The sequence below is a fragment of the Billgrantia sp. C5P2 genome (assembly GCF_051062895.2).
This window is the reverse complement of sequence record NZ_CM128542.1, coordinates 1,953,212-1,969,852: the sequence shown is the minus strand read 5'-3', so window position 1 is coordinate 1,969,852 and position 16,641 is coordinate 1,953,212. Positions and strand designations below refer to the sequence as shown.

Sequence of the window (16,641 nt, the reverse complement as noted above, 5' to 3'; positions counted from 1 at the left end):
ATCGGTGACGGTTACAAATTCTTTTTTAGCAATCTCTTTATCGCCCCGCTGGACTGCGCTACAACGAAATTAACAGGCCGTGGTCGGTGGGGGTGACGTATGGGTGCGCGCAGGTCTTCGTCACACCGGAATTCGTCTACCGGGTCGTGGCTCGGCAACGGCGAGTCGTTCGAGAGGCGCTCGCCTTTCATTCAGGAACCGAAGCTCGCTCCGGCTCCTCGGGAAGCGTCGTCACATCGTTATCTCTACCTGGGCTTGGGGATACTGCTGTTACTGTTTGGGGTAACGCTCGCCACGCTGCTGGTGGCCGAGGCCAAGACATCTCACTTTCAGGCCCAGGAACTCTCGCGCTACGCTGCGACCCTGCGTTATACGCTGGAGCCCGGACGCAGCAACCGGATCCAGTTCCCTGGCCACGGCCCCTTCGACAAGCGCCTGGGCTATACCCAGCTACCGGAGCTGGAGTCACGCCTGTTGTCGCGCGGTTACGAGATCACCGAGCAGGCACGCTTCTCACCTGCCCTGCTCGACTATACGCGCCGCGGCTTTTTCCCTCCCTACCCCGAGAAGGCGCAAGCTGGCCTGTATATCGAGGAGTGCCGGGGCGATACCCTCTATCAGTTCCGTCATCCCCAGCGGCACTACCCCAGCTTCGACACCATCCCCCCGGTCGTACTGCAAACGTTGCTGTTCATCGAGAATCGACAGCTGCTGGACGAGAGCACGCCCTACGCCAATCCTGCCGTTGACTGGCCACGCTTCACCAAGGCGGCCCTGTCGCAGGTCGGCCGCGCCCTGGATCTTCCCGGGCAGGCAGCGGGAGGCAGCACCCTGGCTACCCAGCTCGAGAAGTATCGTCATTCCCCTCAAGGCCTGACCTACTCGTCCCGGGAGAAGCTGCGCCAGATGGTCTCGGCCAGCGTGCGTAGCTACCAGCATGGCCCCCAGACGTTGACCGCTCGCCAGGACGTGGCGCTCGATTACCTCAATACCGTGCCGCTTTCGGCCGCCCCCGGCTACGGCGAGGTGCATGGCATCGGCGACGGTCTGTGGGCCTGGTTCGGTGCCGATTTCGATACGTTCAATCGGCTGCTCGCGATCGGCTTCGACGAGATCGACAGCCTTGCTGAACGGGGGTTGGCCCTGCGCCAGGTCGTGGCACTGATGATCGCGCAGCGGCGCCCCTCCTGGTATCTGGCTGGTGGCCGCAGATCACTGGAAGAGCTGACAGACAGCTACCTGCGATTGCTTCGTCAAGAAGGGGTGGTTTCGAACTCCCTCGCCCAGGCGGCGCTGGAGCGGCGCCTGAGCTTTCGCGATTACACCGAAACGCCCTTCAGCCTGCGCATCGAACCGGACAAAGGGGTCCAGGTTGCACGCCAGCGCCTGGGAGGCATGCTAGGCATGTCACTTTACGATCTCGACCGGCTCGACCTCACTGCACGCACGACGCTCAACGCCAGGCTCCAGAGCGACGTCACAGCCTATTTGCATCGCCTGGCGGACCCCGAGTTCGCCGGCGAGATCGGTCTGCTGGGAGAGCGCCTGCTTTCCCCCGACCGAACCCAGGACGTGCGCTACAGTTTCACCCTGTTCGAGCGCAGTGAAGACGGCTTCATGGTGCGCGTCCAGACCGACAATACCGACCAGCCCTTCGATATCAACGAGGGTAGCAAACTCGAACTCGGCTCCACCGCCAAGCTGCGAGTCTTGGCCACCTATCTGGAAGTAATCGCCGAACTGCACGCACGCCATGGCAACAAGAGTGTCGAGGAGCTGCGCGCGGTCGAAACCGACCGCCAGGACGTACTCAGCCGCTGGGTGCTGGACCGGCTCATCGAAGCGCCCAATCTGCCACTCGACGGGCTTCTGTCCATGGCCATGGAGCGGCGGTATTCGGCAAGCCCGGGGGAGGCTTTCTTCACCGGAGGCGGACGGCATACCTTCAGCAATTTCCGCCGCGAGGACAATGGCCGCAACCCGACGCTAGCCGAAGCCATGCGGGAGTCGCTCAACCTGCCCTTCATTCGCGTGATGCGGGACCTGGTGCGCTACAGCACGCATCGTAACGAGCACCGGACCCAACTCCTGGAGGATGACGGCGACCCCCGGCGCATGGAGTACTTGCGCCTGTTTGCCGACCGCGAGGGGCGTACCTTCCTGCTGCGCTTCTGGCGCAAATACCGCAACATGAACAGCGATCAGCGCCTCGCCACTTTCCTCGAGGGGCTTCGTGTCTCCGCACCACGCCTTGCCGCGGTACACCGCTACCTGTTCCCGGAAGCCAGCCGCGACGAGTTCGCCGGCTTTCTCGGCGACTGGCTGCCCGACGCGAGTCGTCCGAGCGAGCGCGAGACCGACACGCTCTATGAACGTTACGCGCCCGGCAGCTACTCGCTCACCGACCAGGGCTACGTCGCCCGGGTCCACCCACTGGAGCTGTGGTTGCTGGGCTATCTGCTCGACTATCCGGATGCCAGCTTCGCCGAAGCTGCCTCGGCCAGCGTCGAGGAGCGCCAGGAGGTCTACGGCTGGCTGTTCCGGACACGCCATCGCAGCGCTCGCGACGTGCGTATCCGCACCATGCTCGAAGTCGAAGCGTTCCTCGACATTCATGAGCGCTGGCAGCGCCTGGGCTACCCGTTCGAACACCTGGTGCCTTCGCTGGCCACTGCGGTGGGCTCGTCGGGCGATCGCCCGGCGGCACTGGCCGAGCTGATGGGTATCATCCTCAACGATGGCATAAGGCAACCTACGCTACGCATCGATGAGCTGCACTTCGCCGCCGACACGCCCTACGAAACCCGCTTTCTGCCCGCCCCAGGGAGAGCCCAACGGGTCATGGCTCCTGAGGTGGCTGCGGTGCTGCGCGACACGCTGTCCCAAGTGGTCGAAGGCGGTACTGCCAGACGCCTGCAGGGCAGTTTCACCCTGGAGGATGGCACGCCGCTGGTCCTGGGCGGCAAGACCGGCACCGGTAACAATCGCATCGAAACGGTGGGTCGCGGCGGACAGGTCACCAGTTCACGCGCACTCAACCGCACCGCCACTTTTGTCTTCTATCTCGGCGACGACCATTTCGGCACCCTCACCGCTTATGTGGCGGGTACGGCTTCGGACGACTTCCGCTTTACATCGGCCCTGCCGGTGCAGGTGCTCAAGGGCATGGAGCCAATCCTGCGTCCCTACCTCGAACCCGGCGCGGGTAACTGTCCCGCCATGCCCCGGGGTGAATACCACTTCGCCGAAGATGCCGAAGCGGATCCGTCGGATGACGCTGGCGACGACTCACCCTCGTCGCCCAACCTCGCCCTGCGCTAGTCGTTGAGTGAGTCTTTGAGTATGCCACCGGGCCGTAAACGACAAGGCCCGGTGCTTGAACTGCACCGGGCCTTGTCAGGGAGCTTTCATCAAGAGATCACTGGCAGGGTATGACCTTGCGCAGCGTATCCTTGGCCCACAGCATCTGGCCGTCCGGCGTCTTGCCGTGTTCGTTCCAGCGCTCGGTAACTTCCATGCAGAAGGAACCGGCGTTTTCGGTACGAACATCGGGGTTGGAAGGACGCTCGCCACCAATCCGCAGCAGATCGGGATTGTCGGTGGTATAGCGAGGAGCAATGGTGGAATTGCTGGCACAGCCGGTAATCAGGGCGGCAGCTACCAGTACTACGGGCAAACAGCGGCGCAAAGGCATGTTCACAAACCCTCGAAAGTGTCGATGACGCACCGGCAGGCATTGCCGGTAGCGCTAGATATCATCCGCTTTCGAGGCCGTCAATGTTTTTCGAACAGCGTTCTTCCAAAGCCTACCTAAGATAACCTCATTGCTTGAAGCCACATATGTCCGTTCATGGTCAGAACGTGTCGATGCGAGAGCCAATCTGGCTCTTGAGGCTACGATAGCGTGTAAAGTTGGCAATTCGTACTGATCCCTTAGCCGCGCTACGCTGAAGGTACCAGACACAGGTCAGGATGTGACGACGTTTCATGGCCGAAGCAAGACCGGACCAGGAATACTCCCCGACACCCAGCGTGTTCGAACGCTGGGCCGCACGCTACCTGCGGCATCATAACCAAGGCAACGTCATTTCCCGACAGGCGCATGGCAGCCGGGAGATTGACGGCATCCGCCAGGTATTCCGTCGAACCGTTGCCTGGGCCGCCCTGGCCGGCATTGTCTCAGGCGGGGTCATTGGCGGCATGGAGTGGTACATGCGCCAGGGCATGCTCGATGGCATGCAGGACATGAGCCTGCGGGGACAGCTGCCCTACTGGGCCGGCTTCTTTGCCGTGGCCGGGGTGGTCAGCGCCGCCGAGATTGCTTTTCTCTATTGGAATGCGCTGCGCGGCGTGGCCACTACCAGCCGTCTTGCCGCCGTACCACTTCGCGACAGCCCCCGGGCCAGATTGCTTCTGCTCGGGTTGACCCGCATTGCCCTCGAGTTTCCCAACCCGCGGCATCGAATCTATGGCATCGACCCCTATGCCCGAATGAGCCGTTGGAAGCTGGCTGCCATGGCGGTGATGTATCGCATGAAGGTGGGCGTCACCAGCTTCCTGCTACGGGTGCTGTTGCGCCGCATCCTGGGCCGCGTGGCGCTGCGTGGCCTGCTGCCGCTGGTCACTGGCCCGCTCTACGCCGTGTGGAATGCCATCATTACCTGGCGAATCCTGATCAAGGCCCGTGAGCAGGCGCTGGGTCCCTTCATCATCGAGGCACAGGTCGCTCAGCTCGAGCGCGATCCGCTGAGCGAGCAAGCTCGTCGCGTCGCACTGCATGCGCTTGGCGCTCTGGTCATGGCCAATCAGGATGCGCACCCCAACCATGTCTACTTGCTTTCTCGTCTGCTCGAGACCTTCGGCAGCCGTAAGCACAGCATCGACGTGGACTGGCCTCAGCAACGCTTCGCGCTCAATCGTCTGGAACGCCGAGAAAAACGCCGCGTACTGGAGTTGCTGACTACCGCTACCGTGCTTGCCGGGAGATGCAGGGGCAGGCGCAAGCGCTTCCTCGAAGAGCTTTTCGAAGCTTGCGACATGGCCTATCCGGAAGAACGGGTTCGGGCCTGGCGCCGCCAATTCATGAACGGGCAGTCGCTCGACACAGCTCACAACGCCACGTCGGGCTAAAACAGACCGAGCTGGCGATCGATCAGGCTGGAGAAGTCGTCGCCGCGGAAGGGCAGGATGGCGTCGGCCACCGGCTGCAGTTGCCGGGAGAGATAGTGTTGATAATCAATGGCGGAGCGCCGCGCCTCGAGCGGCTCCGGCCCCGCCACGGTGATCACGTAGCGAATCCAGCCGCCATGCTGGTACTGCCGCGGACGTCCTAGCTGGCTATTGAGCTCGTCAGCCATGCGCGCGGCGCGTACATGGGGCGGCACGTTGCGGCGGTAATCATCGAGCCGTCGACGTAGCCGCTTGCGATAGACCAGGCGCTCGTGGAATTCGCCGGACAGGGTGCGACTCACGTAGTCGCGCACGTAGTCGCGATAGGTCTCGCCGAGAAAGATACGCCGGTACAGCTCCTGCTGAAAGATCTTGGCCAGTGGCGTCCAGTCGGCACGCACTGTCTCCAGTCCCTTGAAGACGATGCGCTCCCCTCCCTGTGCGTCACGCACCAGCCCCGCATAGCGCTTCTTGCTGCCCTCCTCCGCGCCACGGATGGTGGGCATCAGAAAGCGTCGGAAATGGGTTTCGAGCTGAAGTTCCAACGCACTCTCGAGTCCATGTTCCACCTTGAGGTGCTGCGCCCACCAGCGGTTGACCCGCTCCGCCAGGCGTTGCCCGATGGTATGAGCCTCGGCCTCTTCGTGGGCGCTGCCCAGCCAGACGAAGGTGGAATCGGTATCGCCGTAGATCACCGTGTAACCCTCGGCCTCGATCAGCTCTCGGGTGCGTCGCATGATCTCGTGGCCGCGCAGGGTGATCGACGATGCCAGGCGCGGATCGAAGAAACGACAGCCGCGTGAGCCGAGTACACCGTAGAAGGAGTTCATGATGATCTTCAGTGCCTGGGAGAGTGGCGCATTGCCCTCGCGCTTGGCGGCCTCGCGTCCCTGCCATACCCGCGCCACCATGTCGGGTAACGCATGCCTGGTTCGCGAGAAGCGGGCACCGCGAAAACCCGGCACGGTCTGCGTTTCGGGCTCCTCCAACCCTGCTACCAGCCCCACCGGATCAATCAGGAAGGTGCGGATGATCGATGGGTAGAGGCTCTTGAAATCGAGCACCAGTACCGAGTCGTAGAGGCCGGGCCGCGAGTCCATGACGAACCCGCCTGGACTGTCCTCGTTCCCGTCCCGCCCTTGGGGAAGGTTTGGCGCCACGAAGCCCAGCCGGTGCATGCGCGGCAGGTAGAGATGCGAGAAGGCCGCCACCGAGCCACCGCTGCGATCGGCAGGAAGCCCGGTGACGCTGGCCCGCTCGAGCAAGAAGTCGATGAGCTCGGTCTTCTCGAAGATTCGCGTTACCAGCTCGCAGTCCTTGAGGTTGTAGCGGGCAAGCTGCGGCTTGTCCTCGGCGAACATACGGTCTATCTCGTCCATGCGCTGGTAGGGGTTGTCGATCGCCTTGCCCTCGCCCAGCAGCTCCTGAGCGACGTTTTCCAGGCTGAACGAGGCGAAGCGCCAGGTGGCCTGGCGCAGGGCTTCGATGCCATCGATGATCAGCCGGCCGGGGGCCGAGGAGAAGAAGTGGTTGGTATTGCTGCCATGGACGCGCCAGCCGAGCGGCTCACCACCGCGTCCTAGCAGCAGCGGCACGCCGAGACGCTCGGCGTGCCGCTGCAGGATGCGCAGGTCGAACTGCACCAGGTTCCAGCCGATGATGGCATCCGGGTCGTACCGGGCGATCCAGGCGTTGAGACTCTCCAGCAGTGCCTCATGGCTGGTGCAGTACGCGAGCGAGAAATCGCGGGCAGCATCGGCCTCGCCACCCTGCCCGTTGGCGGGCCCCAGCATGTAGACCTGGCGCTCGCCGCAGCCTTCAAGCGCGATGGAGTAGAGCTCGCCGCGTGCATCGGTCTCGATATCCAGCGAGGCCAGTACGAGCCGGGGGCGATAATCGGGCGCTGGCTTCAGTTGGGCATCGATCAGCGTGCCATCGGTATTCACGCTTCCCGTGAACCACACCGGTGCGGTGATGAACCGCTCCATCAGGTAGCGCTCCGGTGGTCGTACGTCGGCTTCGTAGATATCGATGCGGGCATCGCCAAGGCGCTTGGCAAGGTTCATCAACTGACGATGCTGGCGGCAGTAGAGGCCGAGCATGGGGCGATGCTGGAAGTCTCGCAGGTCTAGTTGGCGCAGCTCGACGTCACGCTCGCCGTACAGCAGCGCCTCGGCCTGCTCCCGCTGTTCGGCGGGCAGGAACGCCACCGAGGGCTGCACCGGCAAGCGCACATGCCGAGGGCCTTCATCGGTGGCCAGCCAGAACGTGACCTCGGTGCCGGCAGCCGACTCACGCCAGTGCCGGGTCAGCACGAACCCCTGCTGTTGTTCCACCACGACCTCTCACCTGCTTGATCCCAGTGGAAATGTTACTCGGTGTCGGCTGGAAAGTCGCCGCACGGCTGAGCGCAGGTTCGGTGCCCCCTTGTCCCCGTCCCGCGAAGCCTGTGACTATGCCGCCGAGATGACAGGAAGAAACTACATGGTGTCATCGCTGGCATCATCCCACTGGGCCTCATTCGGCGCACGGTCGATCGACTCGGCATCTGCGGGCCGGGCAAAGAAGAACCCCTGCCCTTGGCGGCATCCCAGTTGCAACACGGCTTGCCCCTGCTCTTCGGTTTCGATCCCCTCGGCGAGCACTATGAATCCCAGGCTGCCACCCATATCGGCCACCGCCCGAATGATGGCTTGGTCCCGAGGATCAGCCATGACGCCATCTACGAAGCTGCTGTCTATCTTCAACTTGTCGATAGGCAAGTGCTTGAGGTAGCTCAGCGACGAGTAGCCCGTTCCGAAATCATCAATCGCCAGCGACACCCCCATGCGTCGTACCTCTTGCAGCCTATTGATGGTGCTCTGGTCCGAGTTCATCAGAGAGGACTCCGTGATCTCCAGCTCGAGGTATCTGGCAGGCAGGTCGGCAGATTCCAGGATATGTCGAAGCCGTTTCACGAACTCCGGCCGCGCCAACTGGGGAGCCGCCACATTGACGGCAATGCGACCGAATGCCATGCCCGCATCCAGCCATGTCCGCCCCTGCTGGCAGGCCCGCCGCAGCGCCCATTCACCGAGAGGTACTACCAAGCCGATGCGCTCTGCCAAGGGAATGAAGACGGACGGAGGAATATCCCCTTCCTGAGGGTGGTGCCATCGTGCCAGGGCTTCCACCCCTATCCATTTCCCCGTTTGCAGGTTGACCTGGGGTTGGTAGTGCAGGAACAGTTGATCCTGCTCCAGAGCATCCCGCAGATCATTTCCCAATCGTACTCGCAGCATTGCCCGATCGGTCATGTTTGGGTCGAAGAAGTGATAGCCCGAGTCATGGCGCTTGGCCTGATACATGGCGGCATCAGCCTGCTGAATGAGCTCGTCGGCCTGTTCGCTGTCATCGGGATAGATGCTTATGCCTATGCTGGCCTGGGCATGAAATTTCCAGTCCTCGAATTCGATCGGCGCATCCATGATCCTCAGCAAACGCTCTGCTGTCTGGATTGCGTCCTCCGGCATGGCCAGGTCCTGGATCAGCATAATGAACTCATCGCCGCCGAAACGTGCTACCGCGTCTTCACCTCGAATGGGACCGGTGAGCCGCCGAGCGAATTCCCGAAGTACCCTGTCACCGGCAGCATGACCGAGGCTGTCATTGATCGTCTTGAAGTCATTAAGGTCCATGAACATCACGGCGAGGCGAGTGCTGTGCCGCTGGCTATGCGAGAGCGCTTGCCCAAGACGTCGCCGGAAACATGCCCGGTTCGGCAGACCGGTCAGGGTATCGGTGTTGGCAAGGTGCTCAAGCATTCGCTGGATCGCCTTCTGCCGATCGACCCAAGTCACCAGCAGACTCAGACCCAGAATCAGGCCGGCGAAGCCACTAATGGCTGCGGCCATGCCATCCTGTGACAGCAGTGAGTCATGCGCGACGGTTACAGAGCTATGGTAAAAGCGAGAGGCTCCCATCGCCGTATAGTGCATGCCGGCCACTGCAAAGCCCATGAAGACCCCGGCTACCAGCGTCATGCCGCTTTCCGAGAATGCCGGTAGTCTGCGTACACGAAAATGGAGGTAAAGTGATGCCAGGGCCAGCAGAAAGGCTACCGCAATGGAGAGAACGAAGAAGGGAAAGTGGTAGCGCAGCCCTTCCATGTGCATGGCTTCCATGCCGGTGTAGTGCATGCTGCCGATGCCCGCTGCCATCAGCAGCGCCCCTATGAGAAGCTGACGTACCTTGAGGCTCGGGTGCGCCATGAAATGCAGGGCCGCACCGCTGCCTAGTATCGCCGGTATCAGGGACAGCACCGTCAAACTCAAGGTGTACCCCATGCGCTCGTGCCCTTCCACGGAGAAGGCCAGCATGGCACTGAAATGCATCGCCCAAATGCCGCAGCCCATGGCCACCGCGCCACCAACATGCCACCAGTTCTTGCTCGTGGGCGAAGGCGAGGCGACCATGCGATCGGCCAGCATCAACGCAGTGAGACCCGCAAAGCAGGCGATGGCAATGGAAAGCGTGACCAGCAAGGGATCGTAGCTGCTTTCCAGCAATGGGCCCAGCGAAGGGTCGGTGATATCGAAACGCCAAACTTCCATGGTCTCCGCCCCGGAGTCGAGCCTATTGAAAGAATTGTCGGCTTGGCGAGCATAAACTTTAAGGAAAGTTAGACTGCTTTCCATCTTTGAACGGGTTACTCGCTCCAACGAAACCGGCCCATGCAGATGCATGGGCCGGCTGAATCTACCTCTGGTTCCTTACCCTGGCAGGGGCTCAGTCACATGGTACGACAGCGCGCTGAGTGTCCTTGGCCCACAGGGTCTGTCCATTCGGCGTTTCGCCGTGAGCGTTCCAGGTCTCGGTGACCTCGACACAGTAGGAACCGAGGTCTTCGATGGTTTTCTCGGGGTTGGCGGGTTGTTCCTCGCTGATGCGCATGATATCGGGGTTTTCGCTGGTATAGCGCGGCGCCAAGGCGTTGGTGCCACAGCCTACCAGCAGGGCGGCAATCAGCAGCAGGGGCAGAGCGAGTCGCAGTTTCATCGTATCATCCTCACGAAAGGTATCAGTCATTCGTTCGTTTTTCGGATGATGCGTAACGGGCAATGAGAGAGCATGCCGCGGGGGCCAATCCATTTGCCCTCCACCGCATGACTGCATTCTAAAGGAGCGCAGGGCGCACCGCCAACCTGGCTTCAATCCTTGGTCTCGACTTCCCCTTCTCCCCGCCCTGGTGCCTTCACCCCGTCGAGGCTCGATCCAGTGCCCCGGGCCCGTTGCCCCAGCACGCTGAATGAGCCGTCGGTTTCCAGTATGACGGCTGCGATCTCGCTCAGATCAGCCATCCCGGCTGCGCGGGCTGCCGCTCTCACTTCGTCTTTGGTCACACGAGCTTTCAACAGCGCACTCGGCAGATATTCCCCCTGAAAGAACAACAGCGCCGGCTCACCGGTCACCAGTTGCCGTACCCAACGCCAGCGAACGCTGGCCCAGGTAACCAAGTATTGCATCCCGACCAATAGTGCGAAGGCCAAGGCTCCCTGTACCAGAGTAACGTCCTTGCTGAGCATCACGGTGGCAAGTACCGAGCCCAACGCCACGGTCACGACGAGGTCGAAGGCGTTCATTTTCGATAGCGTGCGGCGTCCTGATACCCGCAGCAGAAACACCAGACTGACATAGCCCAGCACGCCCAGTAACGCCGTGCGCAGCAAGGCGGCAAGAGAGTCGAAGAAGATCGGATCCAAGCAAGCCTCCATATCAGCGAGTCCAGTGTCGGCCTAGTGCAAGGTAGCAGTACATGGGCATCGACGTGCATACCAGGCCGCACCCATCAGACGAAACGCCCCGACTCCCCCTCACCGGGTGCAGTCATGTCCCAACACGGCTACAATCGAGGGTCTGTTTTTCCCGGGAATATCAGAGCCGACATGTCGAACAACGCAAGCGCCCCGCGCAAGATTCTGGTCACCAGTGCCCTGCCCTACGCCAACGGCTCGATCCACCTTGGCCATCTGCTGGAATACATCCAGACCGATATCTGGGTGCGCTTCCAGAAGAGCCGCGGCCATGAGTGTCACTACGTTTGCGCCGACGACGCCCACGGCACCGCGATCATGCTGCGGGCCGAGCAGGAGGGCATCACCTCGGAAGCCCTGATCGAGCGCGTGTCGAAGGAACACCAAGCCGACTTCGCCACCTTCGGCGTCGCTTTCGACAACTATCATTCGACGCATTCCGAGGAGAACCGCCATTTCAGCGAGCTGATCTACTCTCGCCTGCGCGACCGCGGTCATATCGCCACCCGCGACATCGAGCAGATGTACGACCCGGTGAAGGGCCTGTTCCTGGCTGACCGCTTCATCAAGGGTACCTGCCCCAAGTGCAAGACTGCCGACCAGTACGGCGACAACTGTGAGGCCTGCGGCGCCACGTACACCCCGGCGGAGCTGATCGACCCGGTATCGGCAATCTCGGGCGCCACACCCGAGGTGCGCAGTTCCACCCACTACTTTTTCAAGCTTCCCGATTTCGCTGACTTCCTCAAGCAATGGACCCGCGGCGGCCACGTGCAGACCCAGATCGGCAACAAGCTGCAGGAGTGGTTCGAGTCCGGCCTCAACGAATGGGACATTTCCCGCGATGCACCCTACTTCGGCTTCGAGATCCCCGATGCTCCGGGCAAGTACTTCTACGTGTGGCTGGATGCGCCGATCGGCTACCTGGCCAGCTTCAAGAACCTGTGCGAACGCACCGGCATCGACTTCGACAGCTACTGGAAGAAGGATAGCGAAGCCGAGGTCTACCACTTCATCGGCAAGGACATCGTCTACTTCCATGCGCTGTTCTGGCCAGCCATGCTGCACGGTGCCGATTTCCGCACGCCCACGGCGGTGAACTGCCACGGCTTCGTCACCGTCAACGGGGCCAAGATGTCGAAGTCCCGCGGAACCTTCATCAAGGCGGCGACTTACGCCGAGCACCTGAACCCGGAGTACCTGCGCTACTACTTCGCCGCCAAGCTCACCTCGCGGGTCGACGACCTGGATCTCAACCTCGAGGACTTTGCCGCCCGGGTGAATGCCGACCTGGTGGGCAAGGTGGTCAACATCGCCAGTCGCTGCGCCGGCTTCGTCAAGAAGCTGGGCGACGGAAAGCTCTCGACCCACTGCATCGAGCCGGAGCTGGTGGCACGGTTCATCGCCGCGGGAGATGGCATCGCCGAGGACTTCGAGGCCCGCGAGTTCGGGCGTGCCGTACGCAAGATCATGGAGCTGGCCGACGAGGCCAACACCTATATCGCCGACAGGGAACCGTGGGTGCTGGCCAAACAGGAGGGCCGCGAGCAGGAAGTACTGGAAATCTGTTCGGTAGGCCTTAACCTGTTCCGCCAGTTGATGGTCTATCTGGCCCCGGTGGTACCGGCCATGGCCGAGCAGGCACGCCAGTTCCTGCAGTTGGACTCGCTCGTTTGGGCGAGCCGCCAGGAAGTCCTGCTGGACCACGCAATCGCCAAATTCAAGCCGCTGATGACCCGCGTCGAGCGGGAGAAGATCGATGCCATGATCGAGGCGTCGAAGGAGGACCTGGTGGAAGAACAGAAACTCAAGGAAGCGGCCAACGGGCCGCTCGCCGAAGACCCCATCGCCGAGCCGATCGCCTTCGACGACTTCGCCAAGGTCGACCTGCGTATCGTGCGTATCGCCAAGGCAGAGTACGTGGAGGGCGCCGACAAGCTGCTGCAACTCACTCTCGATCTAGGTGGCGAGACGCGCAACGTTTTCGCCGGCATCCGCTCGGCCTATGCCCCGGAGGCGCTGGAAGGCCGGCTGACCGTCATGGTAGCTAACCTGGCCCCGCGCAAGATGCGCTTCGGTGTCTCGGAAGGCATGGTGCTGGCGGCGGGAAATGACGGCGGCATCTACCTGCTATCACCGGACTCCGGTGCCGAGCCCGGTCAACGAATCAGATAAACGGCTTCGGCACGGAAAAAGCGCGGCCTCGGTCGCGCTTTTCTTTGTCAAATGAGCTCTTAGAGCCAATTTTTGGCGTAGCATGGGCTGGGAATGGCACTTTTCAATCAAAAGCCTGGTCTCATTAAAGCTTTGTAATCCAAAGCCGATATATCTTGTAAGCAATTACCTACACCGGTGCCGGTACCCCTGACACCGTGGGTGGCGACACATGAAACAGGCATGCCTCAATGACGACAGTGCTCAATTCGTTGCGTAATCGTTTCCTGCTGTCATTGTGCACCGTGCTGTGCCTGGCCCTGCTTGCGCTGGTGTTGATCGCACGCTACCAGATCATGCCAATCCTGCTGGAAGACGAGGAGGCCTTCGCCAGCGCCGAGCTCGATAGGACCGAACGTGCCCTTGGCAGCGAACTCAATCACATGCGTCGCCTGGTGGAAGACTGGGCCTACTGGGACGATACCTACGATTTCGTCAGTGGGGTGAAGCCCGAGTACGTTGACTCCAACCTTTACGAAGACACCCTGTTGACTCTCGATCTGCAGTTGATGTTCTTTCTCAATGACAGCTACGAACCTTACTGGGTAGTAGGCTTTGATGAAGAGGGTGAGTTCACCTCCTGCCCCGGCTTGCAGCCTCCCTGCGATTGGGCCGCCCCCGCCGTGAAATTCCTTCGCGAGCGAATCGATGGTGGGCTCGAGGAAGTCACACATACCTGGTTGCTGTCGCTGCCGCAACTGGCCATGGGCGCCCTGTCGCCGATCTACCAGAACAGGGAAGAATCGCCGTCGGCCGGCTGGCTGGCCATGGTACGTCCGCTCTCCGAGCCTTGGATCGAGCAGCTACGCGATACCACCGGCATCGATCTCGCACTCGATACCGTCATTGCGGGTAGCGTTCCCAGCGAACAGCTCGAACGCGTCTCGCCCACCCATATGGCCGCCAGCCGCAGCGTTGCCGCCGTTCCCGCCAGCCGAGCCGTGCGTATCGATGCCCTGCTGCCCCGTCAACGCTATCAGGCAAGCCTGGAGACGTTTCGCTTCGCTCTCTACTGGACCGGTGGCGTGCTGATCGTCACGCTACTGCTCGTATTGTGGCTGCTCGAACGTATGGTGCTGTTGCCACTGCGCCAGTTCAGTCACTACACCCAGCGCCTCCATCAGGAGGCTATACCACCACCGATGCCAACCCGTCTGGTGACTCGTCGTGACGAGATCGGCACCCTGGCCCGTGAGTTTCGCAACCTGCTGAAACACCAGCAGCAACAGTCCGAGCAATTGCTGGAACTGACCCTGCACGACCCCTTGACGGGCGTGGCCAACCGGCGCCTGTTCGACGAGCGCTTTGCCGAGGTGCTGAGGCGCCCCGGCCAGCATCACCGAACCGCCGCGATGATGATCGATATCGATCACTTCAAGCTCTACAACGACCACTACGGCCATCAGGCGGGCGATGCCTGTCTGATAGCTTTGGCGCAGTGCATGGAGCAGCAGCTCGGCAAGCATGGATTTCTGGTGGCACGCACCGGCGGTGAGGAATTCAGCGTCCTGCTTCCGGACACCTCTCTCGAGGCCGCCCTCACCCATGCCCGGGAGTTGCTCCAGGCGGTCAACGAGCTGGCGTTGCCGCACGAATATTCACCGACCAGCTCCAGCGTGACCGTAAGCATTGGTGTTGCCGCGTATCGAGCGGACCTGGCGACCCCGGGCGATATCATGCGTGCCGCCGATCAGGCCATGTACCAGGCCAAATCGGGCGGACGCAACCGGGTGGAAGGCTATTGCATCAGCGATCGGCTCAGCACCATCGACCGATAGATACCATTACTCGCCTCTTTATCAGGCGAAGCCTAGTCCCATCGAGGCCAACGCTGACCCGGGCGGTATGCCCGGGCCAGCCCTGCAGCGTATAATAGTCGGCTGCCAGCCTCGTGCCGGCACCTCACCTGCGCCCAACCAGGAGACGACGTGACGGGCCACAGCACCTTGATCGATGCCATCGACGCCCTGCTGCCGCAAACCCAGTGTGGCAAGTGCGGCCACCCGGGCTGCCGCCCCTACGCCGAGGCCATCGACGCGGGCGAACCGATCAACCGCTGCCCGCCCGGCGGCGAGGAAACTGTCAAACGCCTCGCCGAGTTGACCGGTCGTCCATCCCAGCCCCTCGAGCAGCCGGCTCAGTTGCCTCTGTTGGCGGTCATTCGCGAAGCGGAATGCATCGGCTGCACCAAGTGCATCCAGGCGTGCCCGGTGGATGCCATCCTGGGCGCCAGCAAACGCATGCACAGCGTGATCACCGCCGAGTGCACCGGCTGTGAACTGTGTGTAGCGCCCTGCCCCGTCGACTGCATCGACCTGGTGCCGCATCCCGAGTGGCAGGCTGCCGCCGATGAGGCCGATCGCCAAGCGTACCTGGCACGGCGGGCGCAACTGGGCCGCCGGCGGTATCAGGCACGCCTGCAGCGCCTGGCACGCCTTGAGCGGGAGAAGCGCCTGGAGCGGCAGCGCCGCGTGATCCGGCAGGAGACCCGCGGTTCGCGCAGCGGCCCGGCGCCGCAGCGTCAGCGCCAGATGGCCGTGAAAGCAGCCGAACAGGCGGTAAGAAGAGCTCGACAACAGCTCGAGCACGCCCAGCGATGCCATGACAACGAAGCCTGTCATCAGGCCGAAACCCAGCTCCAGCGCGCCAACGCCCTGCTAGAGGAAGCCCGCGCATCCCTGGCGCCCGGTTCGCCATGAGCCCCTTCGCAACGAGAGCCCGGATGAACGCCCAGAAACGCTACGAGATTTTCGCCCGCCTGCGCGAACACAACCCCGAGCCGACCACGGAACTGAACTGGAGCACGCCGTTCGAGCTTCTCACTGCCGTGCTGCTCTCCGCCCAGGCCACTGACGTGGGAGTCAACAAGGCCACCGCACGGCTGTTTCCGGTGGCCAACACGCCTCAGGCCATCATCGATCTCGGCCTCGATGCGCTCAAACAACACATCAAGACCATCGGACTCTACAACACCAAGGCCGAGAACCTGATGAAGACCTGCCGCATGCTGGTCGAGAAGCATGGCGGGGAGGTACCACGCACCCGCGCCGAGCTCGAAGCGCTGCCGGGGGTTGGGCGCAAGACCGCCAACGTGATCCTCAACACTGCCTTCGGCGACCCCACCATTGCCGTGGATACGCATATCTTTCGCGTCTCCAACCGCACCCGCATCGCCCCTGGCAAGAACGTGAGCGAGGTCGAGCAGAAACTGCTTCGCCACGTGCCCAGGGAGTTTCGCCGCGATGCGCACCACTGGCTGATCCTGCACGGCCGATATACCTGCGTGGCACGCCGGCCGCGCTGCGGTAGCTGCGTGATCGAGGATCTGTGCGAGTACAAGGAAAAGGTGGAGCTTGGTTAGAAAGCACTACACAGATTTTCGTGGAGTATTTTATTCGACTAATGCAGGTTTTGCATATTCCTGCACAGTCATGGACGATAAGCGGTAGACAACAATAATCAGAGC

General features: G+C 61.9%; 11 protein-coding genes. 6 read left to right on the top strand and 5 right to left on the bottom strand.

Annotated elements, in window-relative coordinates; all coding sequences use genetic code 11:
- The first annotated feature begins 99 nt into the window (after positions 1–99).
- A complete protein-coding gene (locus ACRWQA_RS09100; protein ID WP_446326271.1) occupies positions 100–3,321 on the top strand; it encodes a transglycosylase domain-containing protein in 3,222 nt (1,073 codons plus the stop codon).
- A 97-nt stretch (positions 3,322–3,418) separates the two neighbouring features.
- On the opposite strand, the gene ACRWQA_RS09095 is transcribed toward ACRWQA_RS09100, so the two are convergent.
- Complete coding sequence (locus ACRWQA_RS09095) at positions 3,419–3,694, bottom strand: hypothetical protein (protein WP_263583983.1); 276 nt, start codon at positions 3,692–3,694, stop codon at positions 3,419–3,421.
- 293 nt (positions 3,695–3,987) lie between these two features.
- On the opposite strand from ACRWQA_RS09095, the gene ACRWQA_RS09090 reads away from it, so the two are divergent.
- On the top strand, positions 3,988–5,130 hold the full coding sequence (locus ACRWQA_RS09090; protein WP_434229414.1) for an LBF_2804 family protein: 1,143 nt from the start codon (positions 3,988–3,990) through the stop codon (positions 5,128–5,130).
- Here ACRWQA_RS09090 and ACRWQA_RS09085 read toward each other — a convergent pair.
- The 4 genes from ACRWQA_RS09085 to ACRWQA_RS09070 all read right to left on the bottom strand — a co-directional run bounded on the left by ACRWQA_RS09085 (position 5,127) and on the right by ACRWQA_RS09070 (position 10,910).
- Positions 5,127–7,508 carry a DNA polymerase II gene (locus tag ACRWQA_RS09085; RefSeq protein ID WP_434229415.1) on the bottom strand — a complete coding sequence of 794 codons (2,382 nt, stop codon included), beginning with the start codon at positions 7,506–7,508 and terminating at the stop codon, positions 5,127–5,129. The genes ACRWQA_RS09090 and ACRWQA_RS09085 overlap by 4 nt on opposite strands.
- Positions 7,509–7,649: 141 nt before the next feature.
- Positions 7,650–9,761, bottom strand: a complete 2,112-nt coding sequence (locus ACRWQA_RS09080) for a putative bifunctional diguanylate cyclase/phosphodiesterase (protein WP_434229416.1) — start codon at positions 9,759–9,761, stop codon at positions 7,650–7,652.
- Positions 9,762–9,936: 175 nt separating this feature from the next.
- Positions 9,937–10,206 carry a hypothetical protein gene (locus ACRWQA_RS09075; RefSeq protein ID WP_263580163.1) on the bottom strand — a complete coding sequence of 90 codons (270 nt, stop codon included), beginning with the start codon at positions 10,204–10,206 and terminating at the stop codon, positions 9,937–9,939.
- Positions 10,207–10,358: 152 nt separating this feature from the next.
- Positions 10,359–10,910, bottom strand: coding sequence for a DUF421 domain-containing protein (locus ACRWQA_RS09070; RefSeq protein WP_434229418.1), 552 nt, complete (start codon positions 10,908–10,910; stop codon positions 10,359–10,361).
- Between the two features lie 183 nt (positions 10,911–11,093).
- Between ACRWQA_RS09070 and metG the strand changes: the two genes are divergently transcribed.
- From metG to nth, 4 genes are all read left to right on the top strand, one after another.
- Positions 11,094–13,136 (top strand): methionine--tRNA ligase, encoded by a 2,043-nt coding sequence (gene metG, locus ACRWQA_RS09065; protein ID WP_434229419.1) that lies wholly within the window; start codon positions 11,094–11,096, stop codon positions 13,134–13,136.
- A 230-nt stretch (positions 13,137–13,366) separates the two neighbouring features.
- On the top strand, positions 13,367–14,953 hold the full coding sequence (locus ACRWQA_RS09060) for a diguanylate cyclase domain-containing protein (RefSeq protein ID WP_434229420.1): 1,587 nt from the start codon (positions 13,367–13,369) through the stop codon (positions 14,951–14,953).
- Between the two features lie 150 nt (positions 14,954–15,103).
- Positions 15,104–15,874 carry an RnfABCDGE type electron transport complex subunit B gene (locus ACRWQA_RS09055; RefSeq protein WP_263580167.1) on the top strand — a complete coding sequence of 257 codons (771 nt, stop codon included), beginning with the start codon at positions 15,104–15,106 and terminating at the stop codon, positions 15,872–15,874.
- A gap of 23 nt (positions 15,875–15,897) precedes the next feature.
- Complete coding sequence (gene nth / locus ACRWQA_RS09050) at positions 15,898–16,536, top strand: endonuclease III (RefSeq protein ID WP_263580168.1); 639 nt, start codon at positions 15,898–15,900, stop codon at positions 16,534–16,536.
- The last annotated feature ends 105 nt before the right edge of the window (positions 16,537–16,641 follow it).